This is a genomic window from Aureimonas ureilytica DSM 18598 = NBRC 106430 (genome assembly GCF_000382705.1).
GTDB lineage: Bacteria > Pseudomonadota > Alphaproteobacteria > Rhizobiales > Rhizobiaceae > Aureimonas > Aureimonas ureilytica.
In genome coordinates this window covers 14,540-31,670 of record NZ_ARQE01000009.1, presented here as the reverse complement: position 1 = coordinate 31,670, position 17,131 = coordinate 14,540, and the positions used below count along the sequence as shown (strand labels likewise).

15 protein-coding genes are annotated in these 17,131 nt (G+C 67.8%); 6 read left to right on the top strand and 9 right to left on the bottom strand.

What is annotated here, in order from left to right; translation table 11 throughout:
* Positions 1-5: 5 nt before the first annotated feature.
* From B146_RS0117610 to B146_RS0117595, 4 genes are all read right to left on the bottom strand, one after another.
* On the bottom strand, positions 6-827 hold the full coding sequence (locus tag B146_RS0117610) for a sugar phosphate isomerase/epimerase family protein (RefSeq protein WP_019997791.1): 822 nt from the start codon (positions 825-827) through the stop codon (positions 6-8).
* Positions 824-1,993, bottom strand: a complete 1,170-nt coding sequence (locus B146_RS0117605) for a dihydrodipicolinate synthase family protein (RefSeq protein ID WP_019997790.1) — start codon at positions 1,991-1,993, stop codon at positions 824-826. Before B146_RS0117605 ends, B146_RS0117610 begins: the two co-directional genes overlap by 4 nt.
* Positions 1,990-3,165, bottom strand: coding sequence for a Gfo/Idh/MocA family protein (locus B146_RS0117600; RefSeq protein WP_019997789.1), 1,176 nt, complete (start codon positions 3,163-3,165; stop codon positions 1,990-1,992). The genes B146_RS0117605 and B146_RS0117600 overlap by 4 nt, the downstream gene beginning before the upstream one ends.
* 152 nt (positions 3,166-3,317) lie before the next feature.
* Positions 3,318-4,007 (bottom strand): TetR/AcrR family transcriptional regulator, encoded by a 690-nt coding sequence (locus B146_RS0117595; protein ID WP_019997788.1) that lies wholly within the window; start codon positions 4,005-4,007, stop codon positions 3,318-3,320.
* Positions 4,008-4,127: 120 nt separating this feature from the next.
* Here B146_RS0117595 and B146_RS0117590 point away from each other — a divergent pair, with 120 nt between their 5' ends.
* The 5 genes from B146_RS0117590 to B146_RS0117570 are packed head-to-tail and all read left to right on the top strand — an operon-like array spanning position 4,128 to position 9,450.
* On the top strand, positions 4,128-5,411 hold the full coding sequence (locus B146_RS0117590; RefSeq protein WP_019997787.1) for an ABC transporter substrate-binding protein: 1,284 nt from the start codon (positions 4,128-4,130) through the stop codon (positions 5,409-5,411).
* A 3-nt stretch (positions 5,412-5,414) separates the two neighbouring features.
* Positions 5,415-6,371 carry a carbohydrate ABC transporter permease gene (locus B146_RS0117585; RefSeq protein ID WP_019997786.1) on the top strand — a complete coding sequence of 319 codons (957 nt, stop codon included), beginning with the start codon at positions 5,415-5,417 and terminating at the stop codon, positions 6,369-6,371.
* Complete coding sequence (locus tag B146_RS0117580; RefSeq protein ID WP_026358703.1) at positions 6,361-7,233, top strand: carbohydrate ABC transporter permease; 873 nt, start codon at positions 6,361-6,363, stop codon at positions 7,231-7,233. Before B146_RS0117585 ends, B146_RS0117580 begins: the two co-directional genes overlap by 11 nt.
* A gap of 13 nt (positions 7,234-7,246) precedes the next feature.
* Positions 7,247-8,359, top strand: coding sequence for a Gfo/Idh/MocA family protein (locus B146_RS0117575; RefSeq protein ID WP_019997784.1), 1,113 nt, complete (start codon positions 7,247-7,249; stop codon positions 8,357-8,359).
* A 14-nt stretch (positions 8,360-8,373) separates the two neighbouring features.
* Entirely contained in the window at positions 8,374-9,450 is a 1,077-nt protein-coding gene (locus tag B146_RS0117570; protein WP_019997783.1) for an ABC transporter ATP-binding protein, read from the top strand.
* A gap of 21 nt (positions 9,451-9,471) precedes the next feature.
* Here the strand turns inward: B146_RS0117570 and B146_RS0117565 are convergent, their stop codons facing one another.
* The 5 genes from B146_RS0117565 to B146_RS0117545 form a co-directional block, all read right to left on the bottom strand.
* Positions 9,472-12,147 (bottom strand): bifunctional acetate--CoA ligase family protein/GNAT family N-acetyltransferase, encoded by a 2,676-nt coding sequence (locus B146_RS0117565; RefSeq protein ID WP_040408742.1) that lies wholly within the window; start codon positions 12,145-12,147, stop codon positions 9,472-9,474.
* A gap of 70 nt (positions 12,148-12,217) precedes the next feature.
* Complete coding sequence (locus tag B146_RS29120) at positions 12,218-12,370, bottom strand: hypothetical protein (protein ID WP_019997781.1); 153 nt, start codon at positions 12,368-12,370, stop codon at positions 12,218-12,220.
* Between the two features lie 54 nt (positions 12,371-12,424).
* Positions 12,425-12,763 carry a cupin domain-containing protein gene (locus B146_RS0117555; protein WP_019997780.1) on the bottom strand — a complete coding sequence of 113 codons (339 nt, stop codon included), beginning with the start codon at positions 12,761-12,763 and terminating at the stop codon, positions 12,425-12,427.
* 101 nt (positions 12,764-12,864) lie between these two features.
* Positions 12,865-14,010 carry a sensor histidine kinase gene (locus B146_RS0117550; protein ID WP_019997779.1) on the bottom strand — a complete coding sequence of 382 codons (1,146 nt, stop codon included), beginning with the start codon at positions 14,008-14,010 and terminating at the stop codon, positions 12,865-12,867.
* Between the two features lie 174 nt (positions 14,011-14,184).
* Complete coding sequence (locus B146_RS0117545; protein WP_019997778.1) at positions 14,185-15,165, bottom strand: KpsF/GutQ family sugar-phosphate isomerase; 981 nt, start codon at positions 15,163-15,165, stop codon at positions 14,185-14,187.
* Between the two features lie 191 nt (positions 15,166-15,356).
* Between B146_RS0117545 and B146_RS0117540 the strand changes: the two genes are divergently transcribed.
* Positions 15,357-17,072, top strand: coding sequence for an outer membrane beta-barrel protein (locus B146_RS0117540; RefSeq protein WP_019997777.1), 1,716 nt, complete (start codon positions 15,357-15,359; stop codon positions 17,070-17,072).
* Positions 17,073-17,131 lie beyond the last annotated feature (59 nt).

Sequence of the window (17,131 nt, the reverse complement as noted above, 5' to 3'; positions counted from 1 at the left end):
CTCGTTCAGCAGACCGTGCGGTAGCGCTCGACGCAAGTCGCCAGAACCTCGTCGATCGGTCGCGCGCCCCAATCGTGCGAGAAGATTTCGACCTCCTGCGGCCCGTGGAATCCGGCCGCCTCGATCATCTGGCGGAAGGCCTTGAGGTCGATCACCCCGTCGCCCATCATGCCGCGATCGTTCAGGATATCCTTGGTCGGCACCAGCCAGTCGCAGATGTGGTGGGCGAGGATCTGCCCGTTGCGCCCGGCGCGGGCGATCTGCGCGGCCAGATCCGGGTCCCACCAGACATGGTAGACGTCGATCGCGACGCCGACGCCGTCTCCCAAGCTGTCGGCGAGATCCAGCGACTGACCGAGCGTGTTGAAGCAGGCCCGGTCGGCGGCGTAGCTCGGGTGCAGCGGCTCGATGGCGAGCGGCACGCCGGCCGATCGCGCATAGGGCAGAAGCTCGGCCATGCCGTCCGCAACCATGGCGCGTGCGCCCGGCAGATCGCGCGAGCCCGCCGGCAGACCGCCGACCACCATGACGAGACAGGCCGCGCCGAGCGCCGCCGCCTCGTCCACCGCGCGCCGGTTGGTCTCGATCGCCGCGCGCCGACCGGCCTCGTCAACAGCGGGAAAGAAGCCGCCCCGGCAATGGCCGGAGACCTGCAACCCGTTTTCACGGACGATCCGCGCGGCCTCGGCCACGCCCGCCGCTTCCACATGCTCGCGCCAGGGCGAGATGGCGGTGATGCCGTGGCGCAGGCATGCATCGACGATCGCGCCGAAGGAGCCGCCCTGGCGCACGGTCGCGAAATTGATGGACAGGCCGGGGACGCTCATTGCGCGACACCCCGCACGGCCAGAAACTGCCCCATGCGCCGCGCCGCCTCGTCCGGGTCGGCCAGCACATGGGCGCGGTCCGCGAGGCGGAAGAGCTCGGTGAAATGGAGGGTGGAGCGCGCGCTTTCCTGGCCGCCGACCATGGTGAAGTGATCCTGCAAGCCGTTCAGCCAGGCGAGGAACACGACGCCCGTCTTGTAGAAGCGTGTCGGCGCGCGGAAGATATGGCGCGACAGCGCGACGGTCGGCTCCAGGATGTCGTGGAACTCGTTGGTGCTGCCGCGTTTCAAGCTGGCGAGCGCCGCCGAGGCAGCCGGCGCGATGGCGTCGAAAATACCGAGCAGCGCGTCGGAATGGCCCGCTTCGTCGCCCGCGATCAGCTCGGCATAGTTGAAATCGTCGCCCGTATACATGCGCACGCCCTCGGGCAGGCGACGCCGCATGGTGATCTCCTTCTCCTTGGAAAGGAGCGAAATCTTGATGCCGTCGATTTTGGCGGCATTCGCCTCGATCATCCGCAGACAGGTGTCCATGGCGGCGTCGTGATCGCCAGCGCCCCAATAGCCTGATAGTGCCGGGTCGAACATCTCGCCCAGCCAATGGATGATGACGGGCTGGTTCACGCCCGAGAGAACGCGGGCGTAGACTTCGAGATAATCGTCCGGCCTCCTGGCGCTCGCCGCCAGCGCGCGGCTCGCCATCAGGATGACGCGCCCGCCCTCGCCTTCCACGAAGCCGATCTGCTCGGCGTAAGCCGAGGCGATACGATCAAGCGACAGAGAGGGATCGGGCGTGAGATGGTCCGTGCCCGCGCCGCAGGCGATCAGCGCGTCGTCGCGCGAGCGCGCCTCGCGCAGCGAACGACGGATCAGTTCCTGGGCATCCGGCCAGCCGAGCCCCATGCCGCGCTGCGCCGTGTCCATGGCTTCGGCGACGCCGAGGCCGAGATCCCAGAGCCGGTGGCGGAAGCGCAACGTGGCGTCCCAGTCGATCGCCGGCTCCAGCCAGGGATCGGAGGGCGCGAGCGGATCGGCCACGACATGCGCGGCGGCATAGGCGACGCGGTTGAAATCCTCCGCCCGGCGGCGGATGAGCGGAAGGGGCGCACCCGTCAGGCGATAGGTCTCGACGCCGCGCCCCTCGGTCGGCAGTTGAAGCTGCGTCATGTCAGCGCCCTCACGCCGCCATCGACTGGCGCGAGCGCCGCTGGCACGTCGAGCCAGCGGCGCTCGCGCCAGGACTGAAGCCCGAGTTCGGCGAGCTGCACGCCCTTTACGCCTTCCATCAGGCCATAGGGCCAGGGACCGTCCTCCGCGACGTGGCGGATGAACAGTTCCCACTGCGCCTTGAAGCCATTGTCATAGGCAATGTTGTCCGGCACCTCGTCCCAGGTGTTGAGGAAGTCGATCGTCTGCGGCTGGTCCGGGTTCCAGACGGGTTTGGGCGTATTCACCCGGTGCTGCGTCCAGCATTTCGTAAGGCCGGCAACCGCCGAACCATGGGTTCCGTCCACCTGGAAGGTCACGAGATCGTCGCGCCGCACGCGCACCGCCCAGGACGAATTGATCTGCGCGATGACGCCGCCCGCGAGTTGGAAGGTCGCATAGGCCGCGTCGTCCGCATCGGCTTCGTAGGACTGGCCGCGCTCGTCCACGCGGCGCGGAATATGCGTCGCGCCAAGGCAGGAGACGGCCTGCACCTCGCCGAAGAGATTGTCGAGCACGTAGCGCCAGTGGCAGAGCATATCGAGGATGATGCCGCCGCCATCCTTGGAGCGATAGTTCCAGGAGGGGCGCTGGGCCGGCTGCCAGTCGCCCTCGAAGACCCAATAGCCGAACTCGCCGCGCACCGACAAAATCTGGCCGAAGAAGCCGGAGTCCTTCAGCATGGCGAGCTTGCGAAGACCGGGCAGGAAGAGCTTGTCCTGCACCACGCCATGCTTCACGCCCGAGCGGGCGGCAAGCTCTGCCACCTCGATCGCTTCGGGCATCGTGTCGGAGATGGGCTTTTCGCAGTAGACGTCCTTGCCGGCCCGGATCGCCCTAGCGAGCAGGCTCCCGCGCATCTGCGTCGTGCCGGCGTCGAAGAAGAGCGTGTCGTCCGGGTTGGCGAGCGCCGCGTCGAGATCGGTCGTCCAGCGCTCGATCCCGTGGCGGCGGGCGATCTCCTCGATCTTGGCGCCGTTGCGACCCACCAGAATCGGGTCGAGCATCACCTTTTCGCCCGTGGAAAGCGTCACGCCGCCTTGCGCGCGGATCGCCACGACGGAGCGGACGAGATGCTGGTTGTAGCCCATGCGGCCGGTGATGCCGTGCATGATCACGCCGATACGCTTCATGGAATGTCCTCCCTCGCGGCCCTCCCGGCCGCTGGCCCGCCGCGCTGCTCCGAGCGCCAACTTGTAACCATCTGGTTATTTAGAGGGAGGAGACCGGAGCCTTGTCAACCAGCATTCGACGCTGCCCCGCCGTTGCTGCGGCGCAACCAAGGCTAGCGGCGGACGGAGGCGAGAACGGTCGCGACGATATGCTCGCCCCAGCGATCCAGCTCGCCCCGCGTCTGGAGATCGCGGCGGAAAACGGTCGAAAGCGTATAGCGATTGGAGAGATAGAAGAAGCCGAGCGAGGCGATGGTGAGATAGACCGTGACGGGGTCGAGGCCGGGTTTGAAGACGCCCGCCTCTTCGCCGCGCCGCAGCACGTCGGAGAGTTCGGTCAGGAAGTTGGAATGCATCTCGGCAATGCCCGCCGCCTGCCGCAGATAGCGGGCGTGGTTGAGGTTCTCCGTGGCGAGAATGCTCAGGAATTCCGGGTGATCGAGATAATAATGCCAGGTGAAGAGGGCGAGTTCGCTCAAGCCCTCCTCCGGCTCGCGCCGCGCCAGATCCAGCCGCCGCTCGGCCTGCCGGATGTGCTGGTAGGTCTCTTCGAGAACCGCGAGGTAGAGCGCGTCCTTGTCCCCGAAATAATGGTAGATCATGCGCTTGTTGGTGCCCGCGCGCCGCGCCACGACGTCGACCCGCGCGCCCGCCAGCCCTTTTTCCGCGATCTCGCGCCGCGCCGCCTCCAGGATCGCGGCCCGCGTGCGCTCGGGGTTCCGGGTGGAACGCTCGGCGCCCGCGCGCGCGCCGGCGGCGTTGCTTTGTTCAACCGAATGGTGTTCCGATGCTTCGTCGTCCATCCGTCCCCCTGCTTGACAAGCCCCTAGATCGGTGGTCACCTTTGTAACCAAACGGTTATAAATCGGCAACAGCCGATGGCCGCCCCGCTTGGGAGAGCGGGTTTCTTCGGGAGGAATGCGATGACGGTTTCGGTAACACGGCGGAGCCTTCTTCAGGGCGGCGCGGCCGCTCTGGCGCTCGGAACGCTGGGCGGCGGCATGGCCTTCGCGCAGGCGCAGCGCCTGCGCTTTCTCTGGTGGGGCAGCCAGGAGCGCGCCGACCGCACGCAGGTCGCGATCACGGCCTACAAGTCGGTCGCGCCCGAAACCGAGATCGTCGGCGAATTCGCGGGCTGGTCCGACTACTGGCCGCGCCTGGCCACGCAGGTCGCCGGCCGCAACGCGCCCGATCTCATCCAGATGGATTACCGCTATATCTTCGAATATGCGCGGCGCGGCGCACTGAAGGATTTGAGCGGCGAAGTCGGCAAGGGCCTGAAGATCGAGGATTTCGGGCAGGCCAATATCGATTCCGGCAAGGTCGACGGGAAGCTCTACGGCGTCAATCTTGGCGTCAACTCTTCCTCCATGGTCTATGACGCGGCGGTCTGGGAAAAGGCCAAGACCGAAGCCCCCAAAGCCGGCATGACCTGGGAAGAACTGGCCGACCTCGGCGAAGCCTTCGCGAAGAACCGCGCTCGGCCGGGCGTCTTCGCGCTGGCCGATGCGGGCGGCGTGGAGCCGAGCTTCGAGCTTTGGCTGCGCCAGAACGGCAAGGCGCTCTACACCGCCGACGGCAAGCTCGGCTACGAGCCGGCGGATGCCGAAAAGTGGTTCGCCCTCTGGGACGACATGCGCAAGCGCAAGGCCTGCGTGCCCGCCGACATCCAGGCGCTCGACCAGCTCAATATCGAGACCAACGCCATCACGACGGGCAAGGCGGCCACCGCCTTCATGCATTCCAATCAGTTCGTCGGCTACCAAAAGCTCAACAAGGGCAAGCTGGCGCTGGCGCCCTATCCGCGCCTGTCCGCCAGTGCTCCGTCGGGCCACTACCTCAAGCCCTCCATGCTGATCAGCCTGTCGGCCAACGCGCCGGAGCAGGCGGTCGCCTTCGCCAATTTCCTGGTCGCCAGCCCCGACGGCGTGAAGGCCCTCGGCACGGAGCGCGGCGTTCCGGCTTCCGAGTCGATGCGCGCGCTTCTCGTGCCGCAGCTCTCCGAGGTCGAGAAGGCGATGGTGGATTACATCGCGCTGATCACCCCCGATGTCGGCGCGCTGCCGCCCTCCCCGCCGCCGGGCGCGGGCGAGGTCGCCTTCGTGCAGAAGCGCATCAACGAGGAAGTCGGCTTCGGGCGCAAGACGCCGAAGCAAGCCGGCGAAGACCTCGTGACCGAAGCGAGCGCCATTCTCAAGCGGGGCTGAGCCATGAGCATCCACACCGAGGTCGCGGGACTGCCGAGCGCGAAAGCGCCGGCGGCCGCCGCGCCCGGCGCTGCGCGACGCTCATGGGCGCGCAACGGGCCGGCCTATCTCTTTCTCCTGCCCTGGCTGATCGGCTTTTTCGGCCTGACGCTCGGGCCGGCCCTCGCCTCGCTCTATCTCTCCTTCACCGATTACGACCTGATCCGCTCGCCCAATTGGGTGGGCGCGGCCAATTACGTGCGCATCGCCACGGCCGATCCGAAATTCGCCTCGGCCATGTCGGTGACCTTCCTTTATGTCGCGCTCTCGGTACCGCTGAAGCTCGGCTTCGCGCTTCTCGTCGCCCTCGCCTTCAATCGGGGCCTGAAGGGCCTGCCGGTCTATCGCGCGATCTTCTACCTGCCGTCGCTCCTCGGCTCCTCGGTCGCCATCGCCGTTCTCTGGCGTCAGCTCTTCGCCTCCGACGGCCTCGTCAACATGGCGCTCTGGCAGTTCTTCGGGATCGAAGGCCCGAGCTGGATCTCGAACCCCGACTATTCGCTCTATACGCTCGTCGTCCTCGCCGTCTGGCAGTTCGGCTCGCCGATGATCATCTTCCTCGCGGGCCTTCGCCAGATCCCGACCGACATGTACGAGGCCGCCGAGATCGACGGCGCGTCGAAGACCCGGCAGTTCTTCCGCATCACCCTGCCGCTCCTGACGCCGGTGATCTTCTTCAACGCGGTGATCCAGACGATCGACGCCTTCAAGGCCTTCACGCCCGCCTTCATCATCTCGGAAGGCACGGGCGGGCCGATCAACTCGACGCTCTTCTACACGCTCTACCTTTATCAGGAGGCCTTCGGGTTCCTGCGCATGGGCTATGCCTCGGCGCTCGCCTGGATTCTCGTCGTCATCGTCGCCGCCTTCACCGCCTTCTCCTTCCTGTCGGCTCGCTATTGGGTGCATTATGACGACTGAGGCCCTGCCCCCGCCCCGGCGCCAGGGCCACCGCTCGCCGGTGCGCTCCGTGCTGACCCATGCGGTGCTGATCGCCGCCTCGCTCCTGATGCTCTATCCCATCCTCTGGATGATCTCGGGCTCGGTGCGCCCCGAAGAGGAAATCTTCGGCACGTCCTCGCTCATCCCCTCGGCCGTCGATTTCGGCGCCTATGTCCGGGGCTGGACGGGGCTTCAGGTGAGCTTCGGAAAGTTCTTCTGGAACTCGCTGGTGATCTCGGTCCTGGCAACCGTGGGCAATGTGGTCGGCTGCTCGCTAGCCGCCTTCGCCTTCGCGCGGCTGCGCTTTGCGGGTCGCAATTTCTGGTTCGCGCTCATGCTGGGCACGTTGATGCTGCCCTACCACGTCGTGCTCATCCCCCAGTACATCATGTTCCTGGAAATGGGCTGGGTGAACACGCCGCTGCCGCTCATCGTGCCGAAGTTCCTGGCGACCGACGCCTTCTTCATCTTCCTGATGGTGCAGTTCTTCCGGGGCATTCCGCGCGAGCTGGACGAGGCGGCGATCATGGACGGCTGCTCGCCCTGGCGCATCTACTTCAAGATCATGCTGCCGCTGTCGCTGCCAGTGCTCGCGACCGCAGCGATCTTCTCCTTCATCTGGACCTGGGACGATTTCTTCGGCCCGCTCATCTATCTCAACGACATCAACACCTACACGGTGCAGCTCGGCCTGCGCTCCTTCGTCGACTCCACGGGGTCGTCGGACTGGAGCTCGCTCTTCGCCATGTCGAACCTGTCGCTCGTGCCGGTCTTCCTGTTCTTCCTCTTCTTCCAGCGCCTCCTCATTGAGGGCATCGCCACCACCGGCATGAAGCGCTGAAGGGTCTCGCATCATGAACATGTCCGCTCCCGCCCTGCACGCCAGCGAGACCACGAGGCGCTTCCGCGTCGCGGTGGTCGGCTGCGGCATCGGCCGCTCGCATATCGTGGAGGGCTACGCCCCCGCCCCGGAGAAGTTCGAGGTCGCCGCGCTCTGCGATCTCGACGCCGCCCGCCTCAACGACGTCGGCGACGAGTTCGCCGTCGCGGAGCGGGTGCACGATTTCGACGCACTTCTGGCGCGCGAGGATATCGACATCATCGACATCTGCACGCCGCCGGGCCTCCATCGCGAGATGATCCTGAAGGCGCTGGCGGCGGGCAAGCATGTCGTCTGCGAGAAGCCACTCGTCGGCTCGCTGAAAGAGGTGGACGAGATCATCGAGGCGGAGGCGCGCTCGCGCGGGCGTCTCATGCCGATCTTCCAGTATCGCTACGGCGACGGCGCGATGCAGGCCAAGCGCATCATCGATGCCGGCATTGCCGGCAAGCCCTATGTCGGTGTGGCCGAGACCTTTTGGAAACGCACGGCCGAGTATTACGACAACCCGTGGCGCGGGCGCTGGAAGACGGAGCTGGGCGGCGTGCTCATGACCCACGCCATCCATATCCACGACCTCGCCTGTTTCCTGTTCGGCCCGGTCGATCGCGTCTTCGCCCGCGCCGCGACGCGCGTCAACGCGATCGAGGTGGAGGATTGCGTGTCGGCCTCCTGGCGCATGGAAAGCGGCGCGTTCCTCTCCTCCACCGCCACGCTCGGCAGCCAGAACGAGATCAGCCGGTTGCGCCTGCATTTCGAGAACGTCACCTTCGAGAGCGCGCACGAGGCCTATTCGCCCGGCGACGGGCCGTGGACGATTCTGCCGGCCAATGATCAAGTGAAGGCGCGGATCGACGAGGTGCTGGAAGGGTTCGAACCCGTCGGACGACGCTTCCGAGGGCAGATGGCGGCCTTCCACAAGGCGCTGAGCGCGAGCGAGCCGCCGCCCGTCACCAGCCGCGACGCGCGCCGCTCGCTCGAACTCGTCACCGCCATCTATGCCTCGGCCGAGACGGGGGGCGATGTCGAACTGCCGATCGGCCCGGCCCATCCGAAATATGCGAGCTGGCAGCCGCAGGACGCTTGAAGGGGAAAGACGATATGGCGACCACCATCCAGCTCGACGGCGTGGAAAAGGTCTATGGCGGCCTGCGCGTCATCCACGGCATCGACCTCACCATCGATCCCGGCGACTTCACCGTCTTCGTCGGCCCGTCCGGCTGCGGCAAGTCCACGCTTCTGCGCATGATCGCGGGGCTGGAGGACATCACCGGCGGCGAGCTTCGCATCGACGGGCAGCGCATGAACGAAGTGCCCGCCTCCAAGCGCGGCATCGCCATGGTGTTCCAGTCCTACGCGCTCTATCCGCATATGAGCGTCTACAAGAATCTGGCCTTCGGGCTGGAAACGGCGGGCATGAAGAAGCCCGAGATCGAGCGCCGGGTGCAGGAAGCCGCCGACGTGCTCCAGATCGGCCCTCTCCTCCAGCGCAAGCCCAAAGCCCTTTCGGGCGGCCAGCGCCAGCGCGTCGCGATCGGCCGCGCCATCGTGCGCGAGCCCAAGATCTTCCTGTTCGACGAGCCACTATCCAATCTCGACGCCGAGCTTCGCGTGCAGATGCGCGTGGAGCTGACGCGGCTCCACCAGCAGCTCGGCAACACGATGATCTACGTGACCCACGATCAGGTCGAGGCCATGACCATGGCCGACAAGATCGTGGTCCTGAAGGAGGGGCGCGTGATGCAGGCGGGCCGTCCGCTCGACCTCTACAACCACCCCGCCAACCGCTTCGTCGCGGGCTTTATCGGATCGCCGAAGATGAACTTCCTGAAGGCGCGCATGGCATCGGGTGACCCGTCGCGGCGCACGATCGATGTCGGCGGGCTGAAGGTGCAGCTCGAAAAGCCCGTGGAAGCGCGCAGCGACGAGGAACTCACCTTCGGCGTGCGCCCCGAGCACCTGCGCGCCGGCGAAGCGCGCGCCGGGCTCGGCTCGGCCTCGGTGCAACTGGTGGAGCATCTGGGCGGCTCGACGGTCGTCTATACCAGCACGGGCGGCGGCGAGCCGACCACCGTGCTTCTCGACGGCCAGCAGGCCATCCGACCCGGCGAGACGATCCCGCTCGGCTTCGACCCCGCGCAGGCCCATCTCTTCGGCGCGGACGGGCGGCGGGTTTAAGGATCGAAGAACGCCGCCGGCCTATCGCCTCGGGCGATAGGCGGACATGTCCACTTCGACCCGGCGCAGGGCCACGTCTTCGGGATGGCGGCTCTGCGCGAAGCCGAGCTCGCCGGCCATGGCCAGCATGGCGCGGTTTTCGGCGAGAACCTCGCCATAGACGCGCGCGAGCCCACGCCGGCGCGCATAGTCGAGGATCGTTTCCATCAGGAGCCAGCCGAGGCCCCGCCCCTTCTGGTCCGAGCGCACCATGACGCCGAACTCGGCCTTTTCCTCGTCCGGGTCCGCCACGATGCGGGCGACGCCGAGGATTTCGCCATGTGCGTCGCCGTCGCGGGTCGCGACGAAGGCCATCTCGCGGCGATAGTCGATCTGGGTGAGACGCGCCGCGAAGGCATGGCCGATCCGCTTCATCGGCGCGAAGAAGCGCAGCCGCACGTCCTCGGCGTCGGAGCGCGCGATCATGTCCACGATGCCCGGCTCGTCCTCCGGCCGGATCGGCCGCAGGAAGAAGCTCGAGCCGGACCGCGAATGGGCGACATGCTCCAGCTCGTTCGGATAGGGCCGGATGGCGAAGCGCGAGCGCGGCGACGCCGAGGGCGAGCCGAGGACGACGCGCGCGTCGAGCGCGATGACGCCCGCTTCGTCCGCCAGAAGCGGATTGATGTCGAGTTCGGCGATCTCGCCATGATCGGCGATCATGCGCGAAAGCCTCACCAGCGTCGCGGCCACCGCGTCCGTATCGGCGGCGGGCCAGTCGCGATAGCCCTTCATCAGCCGCGACACCTCGGTGCGCTCGATCATGTCGCGGGCGAGCGGCAGGTTGAGCGGCGGCAGGCCGATGGCGCGGTCGGCGATCACCTCCACCGCCGTTCCCCCGCGCCCGAACAGGAGCACGGGACCAAAGACCGGATCGGTGTCGACGCCCAGGATCAGCTCGTGCGCGCGCGGCCGGCTGATCATGGTCTGCACGGTGAACCCGTCGATGCGCGCGTCGGGCCGGCGCTCCGTCAGAAGCTTCAGCATGTGCTGCGCGGCCTCGCGCACCATGTCCGGCGTGTCGAGTTCCAGCCGCACGCCACCGACGTCGGACTTGTGGGTGATATCGGCGGAAAGGATTTTCAGCGCCACCGGAAAGCCGAGGCGCATCGCCAGCCCGGCCGCTTCGTCCGGGTTGCGGGCGATCTCGGTGCGCACCACGGGAATGCCATAGGCGGCCAGCAGCGCCTTGGCCTCCGGCTCGGTCAGGACGTTGCGCCCGTCCTCCCGCGCGCGATCGAGAATGGCGCGCGCCGCCGCGTCGTCGGCAAGCCCCGGCTGGATGGCCGGCGGCGTCTGCATCAGAAGGTCCTGGTTCTTCCGGTAGTTCACGAGCTGCAGAAAGGCACGCACCGACTCGTCTGGTGTCTGGTAGGTCGGCATTCCCTTGGTCGCGAAGAGGCGACGGGATTCGCGCGCCGCCCGCTCCCCGAGCCAGCAGGTGAGGACCGGCGCCGTGCGCCGCGTTTGGGTACCCGCGACCGTGGCGCGCGCGGCGTCCAGCCCGTCGGTCACGGCCTGCGGGCAGTTCATCACGAGAACCGCGTCCTGGCCGGGATCGTTGAGGATCGCCTCCAGCGCCTGGCCGTAGAGCGCGCCCGGCGCGTCGTCCCTGAGATCGACGGGGTTGAGATGCGAGCCGTCCCGAGGAACGATCGCCTGGAGCCGCGCGATCGTCTCGGGCGAAAGGTCGGCCAGTTGGCCGCCGGCCTCGCGCAGCGTGTCGGCCGCGAGCAGGCCCGCCCCGCCGCCATTGGTGAGGATCGCGAGCCGCGCGCCCTTCGGCCGGATGCCCGAGGCGAGCGTTCCGACCGCCTCGAAAAGCTCGCGCAGCGAATCCACGCGCAACATGCCGGCGCGGCGGAAGGCGGCGTCGTAGACCGCGTCCTGCCCGGCGAGCGCGCCGGAATGGGACGACGTGCGCCCGCCCGCGACCGAGCGGCCCGCCTTGATGACGACCACCGGCTTGGCGCGCGCCGCGATGCGCGCGGCGGTCATGAATTTCTGCGCGTCGGTGATGGTCTCGACATAAAGGAGGATGGCGCGCGTCTTGGTGTCGAGCGCCAGATAGTCGAGGAGATCGCCGATATCGACGTCGCTCATGTCGCCGGTCGAGACGACATGCGAGAAGCCGATCTCGCGTACGTCCGCCCAATCGAGAACCGAGGTCGCGATGGAGCTGGACTGGCTGACGAAGGCGAGATCGCCGGCGCGCGGCGTCAGATGGGCAAAGCTCGCGTTGAGGCCAGTGCCGGGCGAGATCACGCCGAGGCAGTTCGGCCCGACGATGCGCAGGAGATGCGGCTTGGCCGCGTCGAGCAGCGCCTGACGCGCCGAGGGTTCGGCAAAGCCCGTCGAGATCACCACCGCCGCGCGGCAGCCGCGCTGGCCGAGTTCGGTGATGATGCCGGCAACGCTCGGTGCGGGCGTCGCGACGACCGCGAGATCCGGCACGACCGGCAGGTCGGCGACGGAGCGGAAGTTCACCGAGGACCGGATCGCCATCTCGTGCGGATTGACCGGCATGACCGGCCCGGCGAAGCCCGAGCCGAAGAGATTGCGCGCCAGAACCGCGCCGACCGATCCGTCCCGGTTGCTGGCGCCGATCAGCGCCACGGCTTTGGGCTCGAACAGCGCGTCGAGATTGCGGATCGTCATGCCAAGCCCCAGCGCCAAAGCGGATGGTCAGGCCCGGCCGGGGCTCGGCGCGCCCCCGGCCGGGTGCGGATCATCGCGTGATGAGCGCGAAGAACAGGCCGCCGATCAGCACATAGGCGGCGAGGAAGCCCATGAGACGCACCATGCCGGTCGCCTCGTTGCCGCCGACGATCACGCGCCAGATCTTCAACAGCGGATCGTGCTGGGCCTTCAAACTGTCCATGATCGGGACCTCCTTGCCTGTTCGAATCTTGTTTCCGTCGAGCCGGATGCTGGCTCAGCCCTCGTCGCCATGCAAGGCGGCCGGCGGGCTCGTCGCCTCGATCGCCGTGAAGCGCTCCAGGATGCGATAGGTGTGCTCGGCCTCGGCCGGCACCAGCCAGGAATCGCCGGGGCCGAGCGGCACGGTCTGCCCGTCCACCAGCAGTTCGGCGCGCCCCTTCAGCACATAGCCGACCGTCTCGTAGCGGTTGCGGCGCGGCGGCTTGTCGGCGTTCGGCGCCTCGTCGCGCCACATGCGCATCGACACCTGCTGGCCGGCGGCAAGGCGAATCTCGCCGTCCGCGCCTTCGGGCGAAGCGGCGTCGGCGGAGGTCTTCAGTTCGGTCTGGCTCATGGCGGTCTTTCCTCGGAAGGGTTCGCCGGTCAACGACCCGGCCGCCCCGCCGTTCCGACGCTTCACGGCCCGTCCCCCGCGACGCTCGCGCGCGCCGCGTTTCAGGACAGCTGGCCGCGCAGGCGATACACGACCCCAGTCGGCTGGAAGTCGGTCTCGGCCGAGCCGTTGAAATAGCCGGGCACGACGCGCTCGGTCAGGCGCGTGCCGAAGCCCTTGCGGCCGGCAAGTCGAACCTCCGGGCCGCCTTCCTCGCGCCATTCGAACTGGAATTCGCCGTCTTCGGCCGTCGCCCAATGGAGGTGGACCTTGCCCTCGTCCGCCGAGAGCGCGCCGTATTTCACCGCGTTGGTGGCGAGTTCGTGCAGCGCCAGCGCGATGCCCATCGCCTGCTGGGCGGACAGCTCCAGTGTCGGGCCGGTCACGAGGAAGCGCCCGTCCCGGTCCACATGCGGCTTGATGGCCGCGTCCACGGCTGTGCGCAGATCGGCGATGGTCCAGTCCGACTCGGTGAGCATGTCCTGCGCCCGGCCGAGCGCCTGGATGCGCGAGGAGGCGACGCTCGTCGCTTCCTCGAGCGACGTCGCGTGGCGCAGGCTCTGCGTCACCACGGCCTGCACCATGGCGAGCGTGTTCTTCATGCGATGCGACAGCTCGCGCTGGAGAACGCGGCGCTGGCGCTCGCCCTCTTCCTGGCGCGCGAGGCTTTCCGACAGATTGTGGTTCAGCGCTTCCAGCTCGCGCCGCTCGCGCATGAGCCGCGTCGTTTCGGTCACGATGTTGAGGACGCCCGCGATCCGCCCCTCGTCGTCGAAGAGCGGGCTGTAGGAGAAGGACCAGAAGGTCTCCTCCGCAAAGCCGTTGCGCGTCATGGTCAGCGGCAGGTCCTCGACCCAGGTGCCGCGCCCCGCCAGCGCCTCGTCCAGATAGGGCTTCACGCTCTCCCACACGTCGCTCCAGAGAACGGAGAAGGGCTTGCCGATCGCACCCTCCACGCGGGCGCCGAGCATGGGCAGATAGGCCTCGTTGTGGAACTGGAGGAGGTCCGGTCCCCACCAGAGGCACATGGGCTGCTTGGACGTGAGAAGACTGCGCAGGAGAGCGCGCAGCGTGAACGGCCAGCGCTCCATCGGCCCGAGCGAGGTCTCCTCCCAGACCACACACCGAATCGCGTCCCAGATCGCACCGTCCTCGTGCATCGCGTCGGCGTCCTCGCGCCTCGCTCTGACCGGCTCGTTCGGCGTCATATCGGTTCGCCCCTCCTTGCCCGAGCGTCCCCGCCCCTCATCAGGCATTTGGTCTGATCGTCAGGCTTTCATAGCAGCCTTCACCATGCCCGCCCGCAAATGTTTTGGAGAAGGCCAACGAGTTCAAGGGACCCCTCGAAATATACAACTACGAGGCGTTTGATTCACAACCTGTCATGCCACACCGATGCGCAAAAGATCGTGGAGATGCAGGATTCCCACAGGCTGGCCGTCGGACACGACCATCAGCGCGGTGATGTTGGAGGCGTTGAGGATCTCCATCGCCTTCACCGCCAGCGTCTCCGGACGGATCGTCTTGGGGGCCGACGTCATCACCTCGTCCACCGTGCGCGTCAGGAGATCGGGCGCCAGATGCCGGCGCAGATCGCCGTCCGTGACGATGCCGAGAAGACGTCCCTCCGGCGCCACCACGGCGACGCAGCCGAAGCCCTTGCTGGAGATCGCGAGGATCGCCTCCGACATCAGCGTGCCGCTGGCGACGAGCGGCATGGCCTCGCCCCGATGCATGATGTCGGACACGTGCGTCAGGCTCGCCCCGAGCTTTCCGCCCGGATGGAAGACGCGAAAATCGCTCGGCGAGAAGCCGCGCGATTCCAGAAGCGCCAGCGCCAGCGCGTCGCCTAGCGCCAGTTGCATCAGGGTCGAGGTGGTCGGCGCCAGGCCGTGGGGGCAGGCTTCCTCGACGGGCGGCAGCAGAAGCACGAGATCGGCCTCGCGCCCGAGCGTCGAGTCCGCCGCCGCCGTCATCGCGATCAGCGGAATGGAGAAGCGGCGCGTATAGGCGATGATGCTCTTCAGCTCGGCGCTTTCGCCGCCCTTCGACAGGGCGAGCACGACGTCGCTCGACGCGATCATGCCGAGATCGCCGTGATTGGCCTCCGCCGCGTGGACGAACGAGGCCGGCGTCCCGGTGGAAGCGAAGGTCGCCGCGATCTTGGCGCCGATATGCCCGCTCTTGCCGATGCCGGTGACGATGACGCGCCCCGACCCGGCGGCGATCCGCGACACCGCGTCCTCGAAGGCGGCGCCGAGCGACCCCTGGAGCGCATCCGCGAGCGCACCGAGCCCGGCGGCCTCCGTGGCCACGGTGCGAAGGGCCGATGCGACGGCGGAGGGAGGCGAAAGCTCGAGCATGGAAGGCGCCGTTACGAATTGCCGATGCGCTCTCCTACCCCCCGCGCGAGGCGAAAGCCACAGGTGACCGACCGTGCCGCCTCACCCATCGGCGCAGGGCTAAGGCAAGCTTCGTATAACCCTGCGGGTTTACCCCTTGCTAACGAATAGGCGCCGGCGATCCGGCATGAGGGTGGGGACGACGATCCTTCATGGCAGTCAGGACGAGACATCGCACCGCCGCGCGCGGGCTCCTGGCAGCCTGCGGCCTGCACCTTCTCGCCGGCGGCGCGCTGGCGCAGGAGGCCGGGACCTCTCCCGGTCTTCCCGCCGACGATGCCGGCCCGGCCCTGCGGGATGGCGACACGCGCCTGTCCGACCAGAGGCTGCTGCCGCCGCTCGGCCAGAGCCAGACGCCGCGGAATCGGCTGACCGATCCGGGCCGGCTCGATCGCTCCACCACGATCCGTCCCGACATGCGCCTCGGCTCGACGCCGATCGACGCGCCGCTTCCTCCTTTCGACCTGCGCGACGAAACAACGGAGAGCGACGACACGCTGCCCAATCCCGGCCTGTCGCGCCGTGAGAACCGCCGCGACGTCCGAGCCGAACCGGCAGCGCGCGCAGAAGAGGAAGGCGGCACGGAGCGTCCCGCCAATCCACGGCGGGAGGCGGAGGACGCGCCCGAGACCGGAGTGGCGAGCCTTCGGGCGATCGGCCCGGTTCGCAGCCCGACCTTCGACGAAATCGGCGGCCGTCGTCTTGCGGACGGCCTTCCCGAATTGCGCCGCGTCGGGCCCGGCAGCGACACGAGCGATCCCTTCGCGCCGGTCGGCACGCGCATCGGCTCGTTTCTGGGCTATCTCACGCTGGACCAGAGTCTGGGATATTCCGACAATCTCACCCTGTCGCGCGACGGGCGCAAAGGCGCCTTCAGCCAGACCAGCCTGACGGGGCGGCTGGTCTCCGACTGGTCGCGTCACGAGGCGGAGCTCAACTTGGCGGCGACCTATCGGCGCAACTTCGCTGGTCCGGTCGAGGAAGAGCCCCGGATCAATGCGGACGGGCGCGTTCGCCTCGATCTGACGCGCGACATGACCGCGACGCTTCGCGGCGCCTTGTCCTTCGGCCGCGAGGACGACTTCACCGCCGGCGCGGCGCAGGACGCCGCCTCGCGCGCCGACATCCTCACCTATTCCTTCGGGGGAGACCTGCAGGCCCGCTTCGGCCGGTTCGACACGACCGCCAGCCTGCAGGCGGTGCGCGAGGACCTGTCGGATCGGGCCCGCGCCCGCCGCTCGCTGGACGACAGTTTCACCACCTACACCGCCGGGCTCCGGGCGGCGCTCGACGAGCGCGCCACGCTGCATCCCTTCGTCTCGGCGAGCCTTGGCCGGCGCGTCTTCGACCAGGAGAGCCCCGGCGGCGTATCGCGTGACAGCCTCATTCCCGCGCTGCGCGGCGGCGTCGGCTTCAATCGCGGCGAGAAGTTCTCGGGCGAGATCGCCGTCGGTTATGCCTGGAACGTCCCCGACGAGGCCAGCCTGCCCACCAGCGCCAGCCCGACCATCGATGCGCTGTTGAACTGGTCGCCGCGCCGGGGCACCGACCTCGCGCTGCGGGCGAGCACGGCCTTCGACCCGGAATCCTCGGGCCTCGATACCGCGACGCTCTATCAGTTGAGCCTCGAACTGCGGCACCGCGCCACCGCGCGGCTCGACCTCACCGCGGCGCTCGTCGCCGGCCTGCGCGACCGCGACCGTCTGGCCAACGAATATATCTATAGCGGCGAGGCCGGCTTCACCTACTGGCTGAACCGCCATCTCGGCTTCACCGGTCTTTATCGCTACGACCGGTTCGAAGGCGCCTTCGCGGCGAACAGCTACGACGCCAACACGGTGCGCCTCGGCCTCCGGCTACAGAACTGAGGAAACGAAAAAGGGGCGCCGGAAGCGCCCCTCGTGTCGATAGCAAGGATCGAAAACGA